The sequence below is a fragment of the Streptococcus timonensis genome, assembly GCF_047460355.1.
In the GTDB taxonomy this organism is placed as follows: Bacteria; Bacillota; Bacilli; order Lactobacillales; family Streptococcaceae; genus Streptococcus; species Streptococcus timonensis_A.
This window is the reverse complement of the sequence record NZ_JASHGL010000002.1, coordinates 229095-245080: the sequence shown is the minus strand read 5'-3', so window position 1 is coordinate 245080 and position 15986 is coordinate 229095. Positions and strand designations below refer to the sequence as shown.

16 protein-coding genes and 1 pseudogene are annotated in these 15986 nt (G+C 38.7%); 14 read left to right on the top strand and 3 right to left on the bottom strand.

What is annotated here, in order from left to right; all coding sequences use genetic code 11:
- The first annotated feature begins 97 nt into the window (after positions 1 to 97).
- From QM941_RS04610 to QM941_RS04565, 10 genes are all read left to right on the top strand, one after another.
- Positions 98 to 1384 carry a peptidase U32 family protein gene (locus tag QM941_RS04610; protein ID WP_414339297.1) on the top strand — a complete coding sequence of 429 codons (1287 nt, stop codon included), beginning with the start codon at positions 98 to 100 and terminating at the stop codon, positions 1382 to 1384.
- A gap of 14 nt (positions 1385 to 1398) precedes the next feature.
- Positions 1399 to 1710, top strand: coding sequence for a CHY zinc finger protein (locus tag QM941_RS04605; RefSeq protein ID WP_414339296.1), 312 nt, complete (start codon positions 1399 to 1401; stop codon positions 1708 to 1710).
- A gap of 228 nt (positions 1711 to 1938) precedes the next feature.
- On the top strand, positions 1939 to 2139 hold the full coding sequence (locus tag QM941_RS04600) for a F0F1 ATP synthase subunit C (protein WP_414339294.1): 201 nt from the start codon (positions 1939 to 1941) through the stop codon (positions 2137 to 2139).
- 32 nt (positions 2140 to 2171) lie between these two features.
- Positions 2172 to 2888 (top strand): F0F1 ATP synthase subunit A, encoded by a 717-nt coding sequence (gene atpB, locus QM941_RS04595; RefSeq protein WP_414339292.1) that lies wholly within the window; start codon positions 2172 to 2174, stop codon positions 2886 to 2888.
- Between the two features lie 18 nt (positions 2889 to 2906).
- Complete coding sequence (atpF, locus tag QM941_RS04590; protein ID WP_414339291.1) at positions 2907 to 3401, top strand: F0F1 ATP synthase subunit B; 495 nt, start codon at positions 2907 to 2909, stop codon at positions 3399 to 3401.
- Positions 3401 to 3937 (top strand): F0F1 ATP synthase subunit delta, encoded by a 537-nt coding sequence (locus QM941_RS04585; RefSeq protein ID WP_414339289.1) that lies wholly within the window; start codon positions 3401 to 3403, stop codon positions 3935 to 3937. The genes atpF and QM941_RS04585 overlap by 1 nt, the downstream gene beginning before the upstream one ends.
- A gap of 14 nt (positions 3938 to 3951) precedes the next feature.
- A complete protein-coding gene (gene atpA, locus QM941_RS04580) occupies positions 3952 to 5457 on the top strand; it encodes a F0F1 ATP synthase subunit alpha (RefSeq protein WP_414339288.1) in 1506 nt (501 codons plus the stop codon).
- Between the two features lie 15 nt (positions 5458 to 5472).
- Positions 5473 to 6351, top strand: a complete 879-nt coding sequence (locus QM941_RS04575) for a F0F1 ATP synthase subunit gamma (RefSeq protein WP_414339287.1) — start codon at positions 5473 to 5475, stop codon at positions 6349 to 6351.
- 85 nt (positions 6352 to 6436) lie between these two features.
- The gene (atpD, locus tag QM941_RS04570) at positions 6437 to 7843 is read left to right on the top strand and encodes a F0F1 ATP synthase subunit beta (RefSeq protein ID WP_414339285.1); all 1407 of its coding nucleotides are present in this window, start codon (positions 6437 to 6439) and stop codon (positions 7841 to 7843) included.
- 10 nt (positions 7844 to 7853) lie between these two features.
- Positions 7854 to 8273 carry a F0F1 ATP synthase subunit epsilon gene (locus QM941_RS04565; protein ID WP_006148659.1) on the top strand — a complete coding sequence of 140 codons (420 nt, stop codon included), beginning with the start codon at positions 7854 to 7856 and terminating at the stop codon, positions 8271 to 8273.
- 45 nt (positions 8274 to 8318) lie between these two features.
- Here the strand turns inward: QM941_RS04565 and QM941_RS04560 are convergent, their stop codons facing one another.
- Positions 8319 to 9332, bottom strand: a complete 1014-nt coding sequence (locus QM941_RS04560; RefSeq protein ID WP_414339284.1) for a lactonase family protein — start codon at positions 9330 to 9332, stop codon at positions 8319 to 8321.
- Between the two features lie 198 nt (positions 9333 to 9530).
- On the opposite strand from QM941_RS04560, the gene QM941_RS04555 reads away from it, so the two are divergent.
- The 4 genes from QM941_RS04555 (at position 9531) to QM941_RS04540 (ending at position 13307) form a co-directional block, all read left to right on the top strand.
- Positions 9531 to 10694, top strand: coding sequence for an AI-2E family transporter (locus QM941_RS04555; RefSeq protein WP_414339283.1), 1164 nt, complete (start codon positions 9531 to 9533; stop codon positions 10692 to 10694).
- Positions 10684 to 11916 carry a tetratricopeptide repeat protein gene (locus QM941_RS04550; RefSeq protein WP_414339282.1) on the top strand — a complete coding sequence of 411 codons (1233 nt, stop codon included), beginning with the start codon at positions 10684 to 10686 and terminating at the stop codon, positions 11914 to 11916. Before QM941_RS04555 ends, QM941_RS04550 begins: the two co-directional genes overlap by 11 nt.
- 173 nt (positions 11917 to 12089) lie before the next feature.
- Positions 12090 to 12926 carry a DegV family protein gene (locus tag QM941_RS04545; protein ID WP_414339281.1) on the top strand — a complete coding sequence of 279 codons (837 nt, stop codon included), beginning with the start codon at positions 12090 to 12092 and terminating at the stop codon, positions 12924 to 12926.
- A 105-nt stretch (positions 12927 to 13031) separates the two neighbouring features.
- Positions 13032 to 13307, top strand: a complete 276-nt coding sequence (locus QM941_RS04540; RefSeq protein ID WP_414339280.1) for an HU family DNA-binding protein — start codon at positions 13032 to 13034, stop codon at positions 13305 to 13307.
- Between the two features lie 86 nt (positions 13308 to 13393).
- Here QM941_RS04540 and QM941_RS04535 read toward each other — a convergent pair.
- A pseudogene (locus QM941_RS04535) lies at positions 13394 to 14536 on the bottom strand (tyrosine-type recombinase/integrase).
- A 599-nt stretch (positions 14537 to 15135) separates the two neighbouring features.
- On the bottom strand, positions 15136 to 15900 hold the full coding sequence (locus tag QM941_RS04530; protein ID WP_414339279.1) for a hypothetical protein: 765 nt from the start codon (positions 15898 to 15900) through the stop codon (positions 15136 to 15138).
- Between the last annotated feature and the right edge of the window lie 86 nt (positions 15901 to 15986).

The following is a 15986-nucleotide window of genomic DNA, read 5'->3' as shown; positions in this document are numbered from 1 at the left end:
TTGTCTAAACAATGAATCAAGACTTGATTTTGCAAGCTATTTGCTATAAAATGGTAAGGATTAGTGTCAAACTTTTATATTGCAAATAGGAGAAAACATGACAAAAACTTTAAAACGTCCTGAGGTTCTTTCACCTGCAGGAACTCTAGAAAAATTGAAAGTAGCTGTTCAATATGGAGCAGATGCGGTCTTTATCGGTGGTCAGGCCTATGGTCTTCGTAGTCGAGCTGGGAACTTTACTTTTGAGCAAATGGAAGAAGGAGTACAGTTTGCAGCTAAATATGGTGCTAAGGTATATGTAGCAGCTAATATGGTTATGCACGAAGGAAATGAAGAAGGCGCTGGAGAATGGTTCCGTAAACTACGTGATATTGGTATTGCAGCGGTTATCGTATCAGATCCAGCCCTGATCATGATTGCAGCAACAGAAGCACCAGGACTTGAAATCCACCTTTCAACCCAGGCTAGTGCGACTAACTACGAAACCCTAGAATTCTGGAAAGAACTTGGATTGACGCGTGTCGTTTTGGCGCGTGAGGTTTCTATGGAAGAATTGGCGGAAATTCGTAAACGTACAGATGTTGAGATTGAGGCATTTGTACACGGAGCTATGTGTATTTCCTACTCTGGTCGTTGTACACTTTCAAACCACATGAGTATGCGTGATGCCAACCGTGGTGGATGTTCACAATCTTGCCGTTGGAAATATGACCTTTACGACATGCCATTTGGTCAAGAACGTAAGAGTCTTAAGGGAGAAATTCCTGAAGAATTCTCCATGTCAGCTGTTGATATGTCTATGATTGATCATATCCCAGATATGATTGAAAATGGAGTGGACAGTCTTAAGATTGAAGGCCGTATGAAGTCCATTCACTACGTTTCAACAGTAACAAACTGCTATAAGGCTGCAGTTGATGCTTACCTTGAGAGCCCTGAAAAATTTGAGGCCATTAAACAAGATTTGGTAGATGAAATGTGGAAGGTGGCCCAACGTGAATTGGCTACAGGTTTCTACTACGGAACACCATCTGAAAATGAACAACTGTTTGGTGCTCGTCGTAAGATTCCAGAATACAAGTTTGTTGCTGAAGTAGTAGCTTATGATGATGCGACTCAGACAGCAACCATCCGTCAACGTAACGTTATCAACGAAGGCGACCAAGTTGAATTCTACGGACCAGGCTTCCGTCATTTTGAAACTTATATTGAAGACCTTCACGATGCCAAAGGAAATAAAATCGATCGTGCACCAAATCCAATGGAACTTTTGACTATCAAGGTTCCTCAACCAGTAGAAGCTGGTGACATGGTACGTGCTTTGAAAGAAGGCCTCATCAATCTTTACAAAGAAGATGGAACAAGTGTTACTGTTCGTGCCTAGATAAGGAAAAATTAATGGTTCAAGCTCAAGGCTTACTAGTAGATCATGAAAGCAAATGTGTTCATTACCATGGTGATAAGGATATAGTAGCCTTACAGTGCTATGAGTGTCAGAAATACTATGCTTGTTATCAGTGTCATAATGAACTGGAGTCGCACATATTTTCTCCATATCCTTTAAATCTAAAAGAGGATAGACCTATCTTATGTGGATCCTGTGGGAGAACACTAACGTATGAGGAGTATACAGAGACGGGCACTTGTCCATTTTGTAATACTGCATTCAATCCAGCTTGTCAAAATCATTACTCAATTTATTTCAGATAAGAACTGACAAATCCGAGTTGTAAAACTCGGTTTTTTGTTTTCAGAAAACAAGGAAAGGTAGTGAAAGTGATATGAATAGACAATAAAATTTTCTATATAATTGTCTTGAAAATCGTAAAAATAGAAACAAACGATTCGAAACGCTTACAAAGTTAGTAAAAATTTGACAAAAGCTAATTTTAGGTCTAAACTTAAGAGGTAAATTTAAATTATTAAGGAGAATTCATCATGAATTTAACATTTTTAGGTCTTTGTTTTGCCTGTTTTGGTGTATCAGTTGCTGAAGGCTTGATTATTAGTAATCTTTTCAAATCTGCTGCACGTCAACCTGAAATTATTGATCAATTACGTAGCCTTTTGATTCTTGGTATTGCTTTTGTAGAGGGTACCTTCTTTGTAACTTTGGCGATGGCATTCGTCATTAAATAGACCGCTCTATTTAGAAAAGGAGGTGTCAAACCTTGGAAGAAAGTGTGAATCCAACAATAAATATTGGACCAGTATCCTTTGATTTGACCCTACTAGCCATGTCTCTTGTAACTGTTTTGATGGTTTTTGCCTTTGTCTACTGGACAAGTCGCAAAATGTCCATTCGTCCCAAGGGTAAACAAAATGCACTTGAGATGATTTATGATTTTGTGATCAGTTTTTCCAAGGGAAATATTGGAGAGCATTACATCAAGGATTATTCCTTGTTTCTGTTTTCTCTTTTTATGTTTATCTTGGTAGCCAATAATATTGGCTTGATGGCAAAGATACAAACAACCAACGGTTATAACTTGTGGACTTCCCCAACTGCCAACCTCGGATACGATTTATCCCTCTCATTGTTAATCACCTTGATTGCCCATGTAGAAGGAGTTCGTCGTAGAGGTTTTAAAGAATATTTGAAAGCATTCGCTACACCTGGCTTTATGACTCCGATGAACCTTTTAGAAGAGTTCACCAATTTTGCTTCTCTAGCAATTCGGATCTACGGAAATATTTTTGCCGGTGAGGTTTTGGCGGGATTATTATTAGCTCTGGCACAACATGCCTTCTATTGGTATCCTATAGCCTTTATTGGAAACATGCTATGGACAGCATTTTCTATTTTCATTTCATGTATTCAGGCTTATGTGTTTACCATGTTGTCATCTATGTACATTGGTAAGAAAATAAATGAAGGGGAAGAATAAGTAGAGGAGGATTAGAAGATGGATTTAACTATTAGTACCATTATTGGTGACTTTATTCTGATCGCTGGTTCCTTCCTTTTATTAATCTTTTTAGTAAAGAAATATGCTTGGGGAAATATTAGTAGTGTTTTGGATGCTCGTGCTGAAAAAATTGCCAATGATATTGACGGAGCAGAGATAGCCCGTAAGAAGGCTGAGGAACTAGCTAGCAAGCGAGAAGCTGAGTTAGCAGGTAGTCGTAAAGAAGCTAAAACGATTATCGAAAACGCAAAGGAAACAGCTGAGAAAAGTAAAGCTGATATCTTAGCTGAGGCTAAACTTGAAGCAGGTCGTTTAAAAGATAAAGCCAACCAAGAAATTGCTCAAAACAAAGCAGAAGCTTTGCAAAGCGTTAAGGGTGAAGTAGCAGACTTGACTATTAGTCTAGCTGGTAAAATCATCACACAAAACCTTGACAGTCAAGCCCATAAAGAACTCATTGATCAGTATATCGATCAGCTAGGAGAAGCTTAATGGACAAGAAGACTCAAAAGGTAATTGAAAAATACAGCATGCCTTTTGTCCAATTAGTGATTGAAAAAGGAGAAGAAGACTCTATTTTTTCAGACTTGTCTCAAATCAAGCAAGTCGCTGAAGAAACAGGTTTACCTTCTTTTTTAGCGCAAGTGGCAGTTGATGAATCTGACAAGGAAAAAGCGATTGCTTTCTTCCAAGATTCTGTATCACCTTTATTGCAAAACCTGATTCAGGTCCTTTCTTATAATCATAGAAGCAACTTATTTTACGATGTGATTGTGGATTGCTTGAATCGGCTTGAAAAAGAAACCAATCGTTTTGAAGTGACTATTTTGTCTGCACATCCTTTGACTGATGATCAGAAAGAACGTCTACTTCCTCTAATCGAGAAGAAGATGTCTTTAAAAGTTCGTAGCATTAAGGAAAAAATCGACAATAGTCTAATCGGTGGTTTTGTCATTTTTGCTAATCACAAGACAATTGATGCCAGTATTAAACAACAACTTAAAGTTGTTAAAGAAAATTTGAAATAGAAAGTGGTGTTCTTTTGGCAATTAACGCACAAGAAATCAGCGCTTTAATTAAGCAACAAATTGAAAATTTCAAACCCAATTTTGATGTGACTGAAACAGGTGTTGTAACCTATATCGGTGACGGGATTGCGCGTGCTCATGGTCTTGAAAATGCCATGAGTGGTGAGCTGTTGATTTTTGAAAATGGCTCTTATGGTATGGCGCAAAACTTAGAGTCGACTGATGTTGGTATTATCATTCTTGGAGACTTTACAGATATTCGTGAAGGCGATACAATTCGTCGTACGGGTAAGATCATGGAAGTTCCTGTTGGTGATAGCTTAATTGGACGTGTTGTGGATCCGCTAGGTCGTCCAGTGGATGGTTTGGGACCAATTAACACAGACAGGACTCGCCCGGTTGAAGCACCAGCTCCTGGTGTTATGCAACGTAAGTCTGTTTCAGAACCATTGCAAACAGGTTTGAAAGCTATTGATGCCCTTGTTCCAATCGGCCGTGGTCAACGTGAGTTGATTATCGGTGACCGTCAGACAGGGAAAACAACCATTGCTATCGATACTATCTTGAACCAAAAGGGGCAAGATATGATTTGTATCTATGTAGCGATTGGTCAAAAAGAATCAACAGTTCGTACGCAAGTAGAAACACTTCGTCAGTATGGAGCATTGGACTATACTATTGTTGTAACAGCATCAGCATCACAACCTTCTCCCTTGCTCTACCTCGCACCATATGCTGGGGTTGCTATGGCAGAAGAATTCATGTATCAAGGTAAGCATGTGTTGATTGTTTATGATGATCTTTCAAAACAAGCAGTAGCTTATCGTGAACTGTCTCTCTTGCTTCGTCGACCTCCAGGGCGTGAAGCCTTCCCAGGAGATGTCTTCTACCTTCACAGCCGTCTGCTTGAGCGTTCAGCTAAAGTTTCCGATGAGCTTGGTGGTGGATCAATCACAGCCCTACCATTTATCGAGACACAAGCAGGAGATATCTCAGCTTATATCGCGACGAACGTAATCTCTATCACAGATGGACAAATCTTCCTCGGAGATGGCCTCTTTAATGCGGGTATTCGTCCAGCTATCGATGCGGGTTCATCTGTATCGCGTGTTGGTGGATCTGCTCAAATCAAAGCGATGAAGAAAGTTGCCGGTACTCTTCGTATCGACCTTGCCTCATACCGAGAGTTAGAAGCTTTCACTAAGTTTGGTTCTGACTTGGATGCAGCTACTCAGGCTAAATTGAATCGTGGTCGTCGTACTGTTGAGGTCTTGAAACAACCTGTTCACAAGCCATTACCTGTTGAGAAACAAGTAACCATTCTTTATGCCTTGACTCATGGTTTCTTGGATACTGTTCCAGTCGACGATATTGTTCGTTTTGAGGAAGAGTTCCATGCCTTCTTTGATGCACAACATCCAGAGATTTTGGAAACCATTCGTGATACAAAAGACTTGCCAGAAGAAGCAGTCTTGGATGCTGCGATTACAGAGTTTCTCAATCAATCGAGCTTCCAATAAGAATAGAGGTGTCAGATGGCAGTATCTCTAAATGATATTAAAACAAAAATCGCCTCAACAAAAAATACTAGTCAAATCACCAATGCCATGCAAATGGTATCGGCAGCTAAGTTAGGGCGCTCGGAAGAAGCCGCTCGTAATTTTCAGGTCTATGCCCAGAAAGTCCGTAAACTTCTGACGGACATCCTTCATGGAGACGGTGCTGGGGAGTCAACTAATCCAATGTTGATTAGTCGCCCAGTTAAGAAAACTGCCTACATCGTCATTACGTCAGATCGTGGTTTAGTTGGAGGGTATAACTCGTCCATCTTAAAAACGGTCATGGAACTTCAACAGGAATACCATCCATCAGGTGATGATTTTGAAGTTATCTGTATCGGTGGTACTGGGGCAGACTTCTTTAAGGCTCGTGGCATTCAACCAATCTATGAATTACGTGGATTAGCCGACCAGCCTAGTTTTGATGAAGTTCGTAAGATTATTTCAAAAGCTATTGAAATGTATCAAAATGAAGTTTTTGATGAACTCTATGTCTGCTATAACCATCATGTCAACACCTTGACAAGCCAAATGCGTGTGGAACAAATGCTTCCGATTGTGGACTTGGACCCAAATGAAGCAGATGAAAACTATAGCTTATTCTTCGAGTTTGAAACAAGTCGTGAAGAAATTTTGGATCAATTATTGCCTCAGTTTGCTGAAAGTATGATTTATGGAGCTATTATTGATGCCAAGACCGCTGAAAATGCTGCGGGTATGACGGCTATGCAAACAGCGACAGATAATGCTAAAAAAGTTATTAATGATTTGACAATTCAGTATAACCGTGCTAGACAGGCGGCGATTACACAAGAAATTACAGAAATCGTAGCAGGAGCCAGCGCCTTAGAATAAGGTCTTGCCTTGCTGGTCATAAAATGAACTTAGGCCCTAGTAAATCTAGGAACCGACAGTATCTTATACAGAATAGGAGAAGGAGATGAGTTCAGGTAAAATTGCTCAGGTTATTGGACCCGTTGTAGACGTACAGTTTGCAGCAGGTGAAAAACTACCTGAGATTAACAATGCACTTGTCGTCTACAAAAATGACGAAAGAAAAACGAAAATCGTCCTTGAAGTAGCCTTGGAATTGGGAGATGGTATGGTGCGTACCATCGCCATGGAATCAACCGATGGCTTGACCCGCGGATTGGAAGTATTGGACACAGGGCGTCCAATCTCTGTACCAGTTGGGAAAGAAACTTTAGGACGTGTCTTCAACGTTTTGGGAGATACCATTGACTTGGAAGCTCCTTTCGGGGAAGATGCAGAGCGTCAGCCAATCCATAAAAAAGCACCAACTTTTGACGAATTGTCTACGTCTTCTGAAATCTTGGAAACAGGAATTAAGGTTATTGACCTTCTTGCTCCTTACCTTAAAGGTGGTAAGGTCGGACTCTTCGGTGGTGCCGGAGTTGGTAAAACCGTATTGATCCAAGAATTGATTCACAACATTGCCCAAGAACACGGTGGGATCTCAGTATTTACTGGTGTTGGGGAACGTACTCGTGAAGGGAATGACCTTTACTGGGAAATGAAGGAATCAGGCGTTATTGAGAAAACAGCCATGGTATTTGGTCAGATGAATGAGCCACCAGGAGCACGTATGCGTGTTGCCCTTACTGGTTTGACAATCGCTGAGTACTTCCGTGATGTAGAAGGCCAAGACGTTCTTCTTTTCATTGACAACATTTTCCGTTTCACTCAAGCAGGTTCAGAAGTGTCTGCCCTCTTGGGCCGTATGCCTTCAGCCGTTGGTTACCAGCCAACCCTCGCAACAGAAATGGGTCAATTGCAAGAACGTATCACGTCAACCAAGAAGGGTTCTGTAACCTCTATCCAAGCCATCTACGTACCAGCGGATGACTATACTGACCCAGCGCCAGCAACAGCTTTTGCTCACTTGGACTCAACAACTAACTTGGAACGTAAATTGGTTCAATTGGGTATCTACCCAGCCGTTGACCCACTTGCTTCAAGCTCACGTGCCTTGGCACCTGAAATTGTTGGAGAAGAGCACTATGCAGTAGCTGCGGAAGTGAAACGTGTGCTTCAACGTTACCATGAGTTACAAGATATCATCGCCATCCTTGGTATGGATGAACTTTCTGATGAAGAAAAGACTTTGGTTGCTCGTGCACGCCGTATTCAGTTCTTCTTGTCACAAAACTTCAACGTTGCGGAACAATTTACAGGTCAACCAGGATCTTATGTTCCAGTAGCTGAAACTGTTCGTGGCTTCAAGGAAATTCTTGACGGTAAACACGATCATTTGCCAGAAGATGCCTTCCGTGGAGTAGGTTCAATCGAAGACGTTATTGCTAAGGCTGAAAAAATGGGATTTTAAGAGGTGATCTATGGCACATTTAACTGTCCAGATCGTGACACCAGATGGCCTCGTCTATGATCACCATGCCAGCTTTGTATCGGTACGAACTCTGGATGGTGAGATGGGGATCTTGCCACGACATGAAAATATGATTGCGGTTCTAGCAGTTGATGAAGTAAAGGTTAAACGCATCGATGATGATACTCATGTGAACTGGATTGCAGTAAACGGAGGAATCATTGAGATTGCTAATAATGTCATTACCATTATTGCTGACTCAGCTGAACGTGCGCGCGATATTGATGTTAGTCGTGCAGAACGTGCTAAACTTCGTGCAGAACGTGAAATTGAAGAAGCTCAAGACAAACACTTAATCGACCAAGAACGCCGCGCTAAAATTGCATTGCAACGTGCTATTAACCGTATCAATGTCGGAAATAAATTATAAAATAAAAAATGAACTTGATTTAACAAGTTCATTTTTTATTATTTCTTATTTAGTGAAACTTATGCAGACTGCTTCAGGAACATGAAATTCATTAGAGAGTTCTGCCAGTCTTCCAGTTTCAGGATTGCGCTTAAAGACTGTAGCACTATCAGAGTCCTGATGAACAACAATCAGAAATTCTTGGTCAGGTGAGAGATCAAAATCTCGTGGAGTTTTACCATTTGTAGGAACAAATTCAAGCAATTCTAAACTTCCATCTGCAAGAATACTATAAACTGCAATCGAATCATGTCCACGATTGGATGCATAAAGATATTTACCATCTTTTGAGAGACGAATAGCAGCAGTAGCGTTAAATTCATTAAATCCCTCTGGTAGAGTTGAGATGGTCTGCATGCACTCAAATTCACCAACGCCATCGTAAATCAAAACTTCAATAGTGCTATTAAGTTCACAAATCAGATAAGCAATCTTATAGTGATTATGGAATACGATATGACGAGAACCTGCTCCTGGCTGGCTATGGTAGGTAAAGAGCTCACTTAGTCTTCCTTCCTGGTCAATGTCGTAGGTAATGACTTGGTCAGTACCTAAGTCACAAGTAACCAGATATTGGTCAGGAGTCAGGTCAGCAAAGTGAACGTGAGGAGAAGCTTGGTTTTCATGAGGACCATGTCCTTGGTGTTGAACCTTATCAGCTAAGACCAGGCTACCATCTTCTTGGCGTTTGTATACCAAGACTTGCCCCTTGTGATAATTGGCTCCATAGACTAGATTTCTTTTTTCATCTACTGCAACGTAGCAGTGGGGAGCACCCTCTTCAACAACGTGATTCAGCAAGCTACCATCAGTCTGATAAGCGGCAATTCCACCTTGACCATCTTTGCTACCGACTGTGTAGAGGTGGTCCTTCTGATCAAAGGCAAGATAGGTTGGACTTGGCTCTTTAGCAAATAATTCTAGATTAGATAACCGTCCAGTTTTTGTATCAAAATCAGCTTTATATATTCCTTGGGAAACACGACGAGTGTAGGTCCCAAAATAAACAGTTTCTTTCATGTACATACCTCGATATAAAGATGCTACTATTATATCACAAAAACTCATTTGCATGAAAAAGTCTAACTAGATACTTATGTTTAAAGATATTTTAATAAGAAATACACTTTACCTGTTTTCTTTATTTGAAAGCACTTTTAAAAAACATCATTTTTAGTTTTAAATGGTATAATATTAGGATAAGGAAAGGAAATAGATATGGAACAAAAAGAGAAACAGTTTAATTTATCCTGGTTTTTTAAATGGTTTTTAGATAACAAGGCTGTCACATTTTTCTTAGTGACTTTGTTATTAGGCCTTAATATTTTTATTTTGAGTAAAATCAGTTTTCTGTTTTTACCAGTTTTGGATTTTTTATCAGTAGTTATGTTGCCGGTTATCTTATCCGGATTACTTTTCTATCTTTTAAATCCTCTAGTAGATTTAATGGAAAAATACAAAATTAACCGTGTTTTAGCCATTAGCATCATCTTTGTCGTTATTGCAATTCTATTGATTTGGGGCTTAGCAGTAGCTATTCCAAATCTGCAACATCAAGTAGTTACCTTTGCCCGGAACGTTCCAAGTTACTTGAAAGATGCTGACAAGGTTATTAACGATTTGGTGACCAAGCGTTTACCGGATGATTTTCGTCCGCAATTGGAGCAGGTTTTAGCGAATTTTTCAAGCCAAGCGACAAGCTGGGCTAGCGACATCTCTTCAAGGGCAGTAAACTGGTTGAGCGCTCTTATCAGTGCTACATCTCAAGTCATTGTTGCTTTGATTATCATGCCTTTCATGCTCTTTTATTTGCTTCGGGATGGGAAAGGTCTTCGAGATCATATTACTCAATTTTTACCAACCAAATTTAGAGAGCCTGTCGGAAAAATTCTAACAGATGTTAATCAGCAACTTTCTAACTATGTACGAGGTCAAATCACGGTAGCAGTTATTGTTGCTATCATGTTTATCATCTTCTTCAAGATTATCGGTCTACGTTACGCAGTTACTTTAGGGATTTCAGCAGGTGTCTTGAATCTAGTACCTTATCTAGGAAGTTTCTTGGCTATGATTCCTGCTTTAGTTTTAGGTTTGATAGCAGGACCGGTTATGCTCCTAAAAGTTATCATTGTCTTTATCGTAGAGCAAACTATTGAGGGGCGTTTTGTATCACCACTAATTTTAGGAAGCCAGCTCAATATTCATCCTATAACCATTCTCTTTGTCCTTTTAACTTCAGGGTCCATGTTTGGTATTTGGGGTGTCTTACTCGGTATTCCAATCTATGCCTCTGCTAAAGTTGTGATTTCAGCTATTTTTGAATGGTACAAATCAGTATCTGCTCTGTATGATAGAGTTGAGGAGGTTGAGAGTGAACAATAGTCAAAAAATGCTTGAGGCTCTAGACCAGCAAGATTTAGCCAAGGCAGATTCTTATTTTCAAAAAGCAGTAGATGAGGATTCAGATGAGATTCTATTAGAACTGGCTTCTTATCTTGAGGGGATTGGTTTTTATCCTCAAGCTAGACAAATCTATGAAAAATTGGCTCCAGTATTTCCAGAAGTCAATCTTAGCTTGGCCTCAATTGCTAGCGAAGATGGTCAAATCGAAGAAGCTTTTGAATATTTAGAAAAGATTGGTCCTGAGAGTGATTGGTATTTATCAGCTCTTGTATTAAAAGCGGACTTATACCAACTGGAAGGTTTAACAGATGTAGCGCGTGAGAAGCTCTTAGAGGCTCGTAGCTATTCAGATGACCCACTCCTGATATTTGGACTAGCGGAACTTGATAGCGAGCTAGGAAATGATTTGGAAGCCATTAAAGGCTATGCTCAACTCGACAATCGGGACATATATGAGCAGACAGGCATTTCAACTTATCAACGAATTGGACTTGCCTATGCCCGTCTTGGAAAATTTGAGTCAGCTCTTGAGTTTTTGGAAAAAGCTTTAGAGTTAGAATACGATGATCAAACTGCCTATGAACTTGCAAACCTCTACTTTGATCAAGAGGACTATCAAAAAGCAGTTCTATACTTTAAGCAGTTAGATACCATCTCTCCAGACTTTGAGGGCTATGAGTATGGATACAGCCAAGCCCTTCATAAGGAACACCAGACAGAGCAAGCTTTAGAGATTGCAAAGCAGGGGCTGGAAAAAAATCCTTTTGAGACAAGATTGTTACTATTTGCTTCCCAATTATCTTATGAATTGCATGACCCAGAGCAAGCTGAATCTTATTTGTTACAGGCACAAGAGGATGCAGAAGATCAGGAAGAAATCTTATTACGCTTGGCAACTCTCTTCCAAGAGCAAGAACGTTATGATGATATTCTTGCTCTAACAGTGTATGAGCCTGAAAATCTCTTGACTAAGTGGCTCATTGCTCGTAGCCAGCAAGAATTAGAAGACTTAGATGCGAGCTATGAGTCCTATCAGGAACTCGTCCCAGAACTGAAGGACAATCCGGAATTTTTAGAAGAGTATATCTATTTACTTCGAGAGTTAGGGCACATAGAAGAAGCTAAAGAGTATATTCCACATTATTTAAAATTAGTACCAGATGATTTGCAGATGCAAGAGTTCTATAACCAACTTTTTTAAATCAGCTACTATAATCGTCATATAATGGCGGTTATTTTTTGTTAATAGTAAAATCCTTAGAGAAATGCTGAAAATTAAGTGGATAGAGTATGAAATTTTACTCTTTTTTGGTATAATTGAGATAGTTAAATTGAATTAAATTATTTTAAATATGATTTAGAAAGAATAGACATATGACACAAGTTAAAATTGTAACAGATTCTTCTGTTACCATCGAGCCAGAACTAGTCAAAGAGCTAAATATTACAGTAGTACCTCTTTCTGTCATGATTGATAGTGTTCTTTATTCTGATGCTGACTTAAAAGAAGGAGAGTTCCTTCGCTTGATGCAAGAGAGTAAGAATCTTCCAAAGACAAGTCAACCTCCAGTTGGACTCTTTGCTGAGGTCTTTGATGACTTAAGCAAGGATGGTAGTCAGATTTTGGCTATCCATATGTCCCATGCCTTATCAGGAACTGTAGAAGCAGCTCGTCAGGGTGCTAGCTTATCGACAGCAGATGTGACAGTTCTTGATAGTTCCTTTACAGATCAGGCTTTGAAGTTTCAAGTTGTTGAAGCAGCTAGATTGGCTCAAGAAGGAAAAGATTTAGAAACAATCCTAGCTCATATAGAAGAAGTCAAGCAACATACCGAGCTTTACATTGGTGTATCTACTTTAGAAAACCTTGTAAAAGGTGGACGTATTGGGCGTGTTACTGGTCTATTAAGTTCTCTTCTTAACATCAGAGTAGTGATGCAGATGAAAAACCACGAACTTCAACCAATTGTCAAAGGTCGTGGGGCTAAGACTTTTAAAAAATGGCTGGAGGAGTTAATCGCTACTATTTCTAATCGTTCAGTAGCAGAAATTGGTATTTCATATGCTGGTACAAGTGACTGGGCTAATGAGATGAAATCCCTTTTGCAACCATATGTAGAGAAGCCAATTTCAGTTTTAGAAACAGGATCTATTATCCAGACTCATACAGGTGAAAATGCATGGGCTATTTTAATTAGGTATAATCCCTAAAAAATAGAGAAAAATCAAATAAAAGCTATTTTTGACTTGACCTAGAAGGAATTTTAGGTTATGATTATATTTGTTAATCAGAAATAATTTGGAGGATTCATTAACATGGCAAACAAACAAGATTTGATCGCTAAAGTAGCAGAAGCTACAGAATTGACTAAAAAAGATTCAGCAGTAGCAGTTGATGCTGTTTTCAAAGCAGTAACTGAATTCCTTGCTGCTGGTGAAAAAGTTCAATTGATTGGTTTCGGTAACTTTGAAGTTCGTGAACGTGCAGCTCGTAAAGGTCGCAACCCACAAACTGGTAAAGAAATCAAAATCAAAGCTTCTAAAGTTCCAGCATTTAAAGCTGGTAAAGCTCTTAAAGAAGCAGTTAAATAATAATGTTTCAAAAGCCTATTGTATCAAGCTTTATAGCTTGGTCAATAGGCTTTTTTGTTTGCTTTGGGGCATTTTTGGGGCAAAGACTAATACTTTTCCATGACATCTGCAACGGTTGATTTCATTTGTTTGGTAATATGAGTATAGATTTGAGTGGTTGTTTTAGCGTCTGAGTGGCCTACACGATCCATAATAGCCTTGAGTGGTACATTGTTTTCAGCAAGTCGGCTTACAAGCGTGTGACGGAATATGTGACTAGTAAGGTTTTTCTGGATTGGTGTTTCAAGTCTTTCATTAGCTTTTTTTAGAGCCAGGTTAAAAGAGTTTGTTTGCAAAGGCACTCCATTTTTTGTTGTAAAGATGAAGCCCATGTCTTTATAGCGAGGATTGGTATTCTTCTCTAGTTCATTCATGAATTCCATCTCTTCTAAAATTTCTTTTTCACGAGTAGTCATGACGGTTTCACGATAGGATGCCAGGGTTTTGGGCGATGTCTTCTCACCTTTCTGATATCCATTTGTGTGGTCGTAGGTTCCATGAAGTTGCAGGATGTTAGATTCATAATCAACGTTATGCGGTTCAATCCCAACGGCTTCCCCAATACGGCAACCATTTAGACTCATAAATTCAGAAAGCAGTCCAATCCGATAGGTGCTAGGCCTTCGATACAATTCTTTTAGAAGTATTTTGATTTCATCTTCCTCAAGATATTTTTGTTCTACTTTTTTCCAATCTTCCAAAGATTTTTAAACCCTTGGTAGTTTAGCTCTTCTAGCTGGATTGTCCTTGATAATGCCAAGATCCACAGCATAATCAAAAGCAAGATTGAGCATGGACTTGTTCCGTTCTTTTTTATTTCTGGAGCAGTCGAGTTTATCTAGATAATTTTGAACGTATTTTGGATCAATTTTAGAAACTTTTATCCCTACCCCAAAATCAGATTTTATTTCCTTGATATTGCCACTTAAGGAAGCGATAGAAGAACGTTTAATCTCTTGCTGGTAGAATGCCCACCACTGGTCGAAAAGCTCCGTAAAAAGCATTTCTGAGCTTTCCAGGTCTCTTAGAATATTTGCTATCTTGATTTCAAGTTGTTTTTGAGCTTCTTTTCGGATGCGAGGAGTGTCTTTTTCCATAAGTACTGAAACTCTAGCCCATTTTTCGGTGTAAGGATTTTTATACCTCTCAATAAAATTTACTTTTCCACTTTTATGTTGTTCTACCCACATTGCGTTTACCTCACTTTTTTGATAAAATGGGTATAGTAAAGAGGGCTTTTTAATGCCTTTTACTATCCAGAATATCCTCACACTCAAAGTTTGGCGATGGCGAGTGTGGGGATTTTTTGAGTTGTTTCCATTTTAGAAACAGTTGTCAGCTCGTCAGATAATAAAATAAGGTGTACCTCTTAGAAGTACACCAGACGATTTTATCCTTGACGAACAAGGCTTTTTTACATTCTTAGTGTATTTCTTTTTTTAATTTCTGTCAAGCAACTGTTTCTAACTTGGAGACAATTTCAATTTCAATGTTTTAAATAGTTTCAAAAAAAGCCTCCTCCAAGTAAATGGAGAAGACTTCTTCCGCATCAGACCCCGTAGAGTTACTGACACTTTTTCTTTAATTATCTCCATTTTACTGTATTATTTAATTTCTGTCAAACGTCAACTTATTCTAAAGACTTATGTTTACTAGAATATAAAAAGAAAAGTAGCCGTATCAAATACGGCTACCATCACGTTATGGATCTAAAATCCAAATGTAAACTTTATGGAGCTAAACTCCTGATAGCTGTATTGTAATATAATTATAAAAAAAAGTCAAGAGATTAGAAAAGGTATAATTCTTTTAACTTCTCGTTAATTTTGTCCAATGTGTTATCAGATACTTTCATTTTTCCGATTGGATCTAATCTATTTTTCTTTAAAATTCTATCTTTGCTGATTGTTTGAAGGTTATTACACTTAGCATAAGAACGCTTAATGTATTTTTTATAGTATTGAGTTAATTCAATAACGTCAGCCATTTCTGATTGTGTTCGTTTAAGGTTGTCGTCATCTATTATCTTAGGTTGAATTATTTCGTTTGAAAATTGCTCTGTGTAAGCTTGGTAGACATCCGATAAGGCAGCTTCGGTAATTGCATTATTGGAATCTAAATATTTTAGGTAGGCAAATAATTCTTTGTGTAATTTTTCAATATATTCATCAAGTAAAATAGTAGGATATTCCGCAATAATTTCGTCTATGAGTACAGTATCTATTTGATTTTTAGATGTTAGAGGAATTACTGTGAGTGTTTTTTTATAAGGACTATCTACTTTGTCTAAGACAATCGCCCAATGATTATTCGATAATTCTCCGCCTATATTCACACCAAACTCTACGAACACTAGAGAGCCACGGCTGAATTTCCAATATTTTCTTTTTTGAGTTTTGGCTTCAAATAAGAATTGTTCGGATTGTCTTTTAACTGCTGGTGCCAGAAATCTGTATTTAGAAGATGTATGTTTTGCTTTACCAAGTTTATAGAGTTTTTCAACTTCTATGTAGTTTTGTTTGGTTTGTTCAAAATATGGATTTTCTTTATTCATTTTATTTCTCTCTATACACACTCAGAGTCGCCAAAGTTTGAGAGCGTGGGGATTTTTTTATTTGAACTTTTTCCATTTTGGAAACA

Coding starts and splice junctions, on each gene's coding strand:
- QM941_RS04555 (WP_414339283.1), top strand. CDS start 9,531: ATGGAACAAAAAGAGAAACAGTTTAATTTATCCTGGTTTTTTAAATGG.
- QM941_RS04565 (WP_006148659.1), top strand. CDS start 7,854: ATGGCACATTTAACTGTCCAGATCGTGACACCAGATGGCCTCGTCTAT.
- QM941_RS04560 (WP_414339284.1), bottom strand. CDS start 9,332: ATGAAAGAAACTGTTTATTTTGGGACCTACACTCGTCGTGTTTCCCAA.
- QM941_RS04530 (WP_414339279.1), bottom strand. CDS start 15,900: ATGAATAAAGAAAATCCATATTTTGAACAAACCAAACAAAACTACATA.
- atpF (WP_414339291.1), top strand. CDS start 2,907: ATGGATTTAACTATTAGTACCATTATTGGTGACTTTATTCTGATCGCT.
- QM941_RS04605 (WP_414339296.1), top strand. CDS start 1,399: ATGGTTCAAGCTCAAGGCTTACTAGTAGATCATGAAAGCAAATGTGTT.
- QM941_RS04610 (WP_414339297.1), top strand. CDS start 98: ATGACAAAAACTTTAAAACGTCCTGAGGTTCTTTCACCTGCAGGAACT.
- QM941_RS04585 (WP_414339289.1), top strand. CDS start 3,401: ATGGACAAGAAGACTCAAAAGGTAATTGAAAAATACAGCATGCCTTTT.
- QM941_RS04575 (WP_414339287.1), top strand. CDS start 5,473: ATGGCAGTATCTCTAAATGATATTAAAACAAAAATCGCCTCAACAAAA.
- QM941_RS04600 (WP_414339294.1), top strand. CDS start 1,939: ATGAATTTAACATTTTTAGGTCTTTGTTTTGCCTGTTTTGGTGTATCA.
- atpD (WP_414339285.1), top strand. CDS start 6,437: ATGAGTTCAGGTAAAATTGCTCAGGTTATTGGACCCGTTGTAGACGTA.
- QM941_RS04545 (WP_414339281.1), top strand. CDS start 12,090: ATGACACAAGTTAAAATTGTAACAGATTCTTCTGTTACCATCGAGCCA.
- QM941_RS04540 (WP_414339280.1), top strand. CDS start 13,032: ATGGCAAACAAACAAGATTTGATCGCTAAAGTAGCAGAAGCTACAGAA.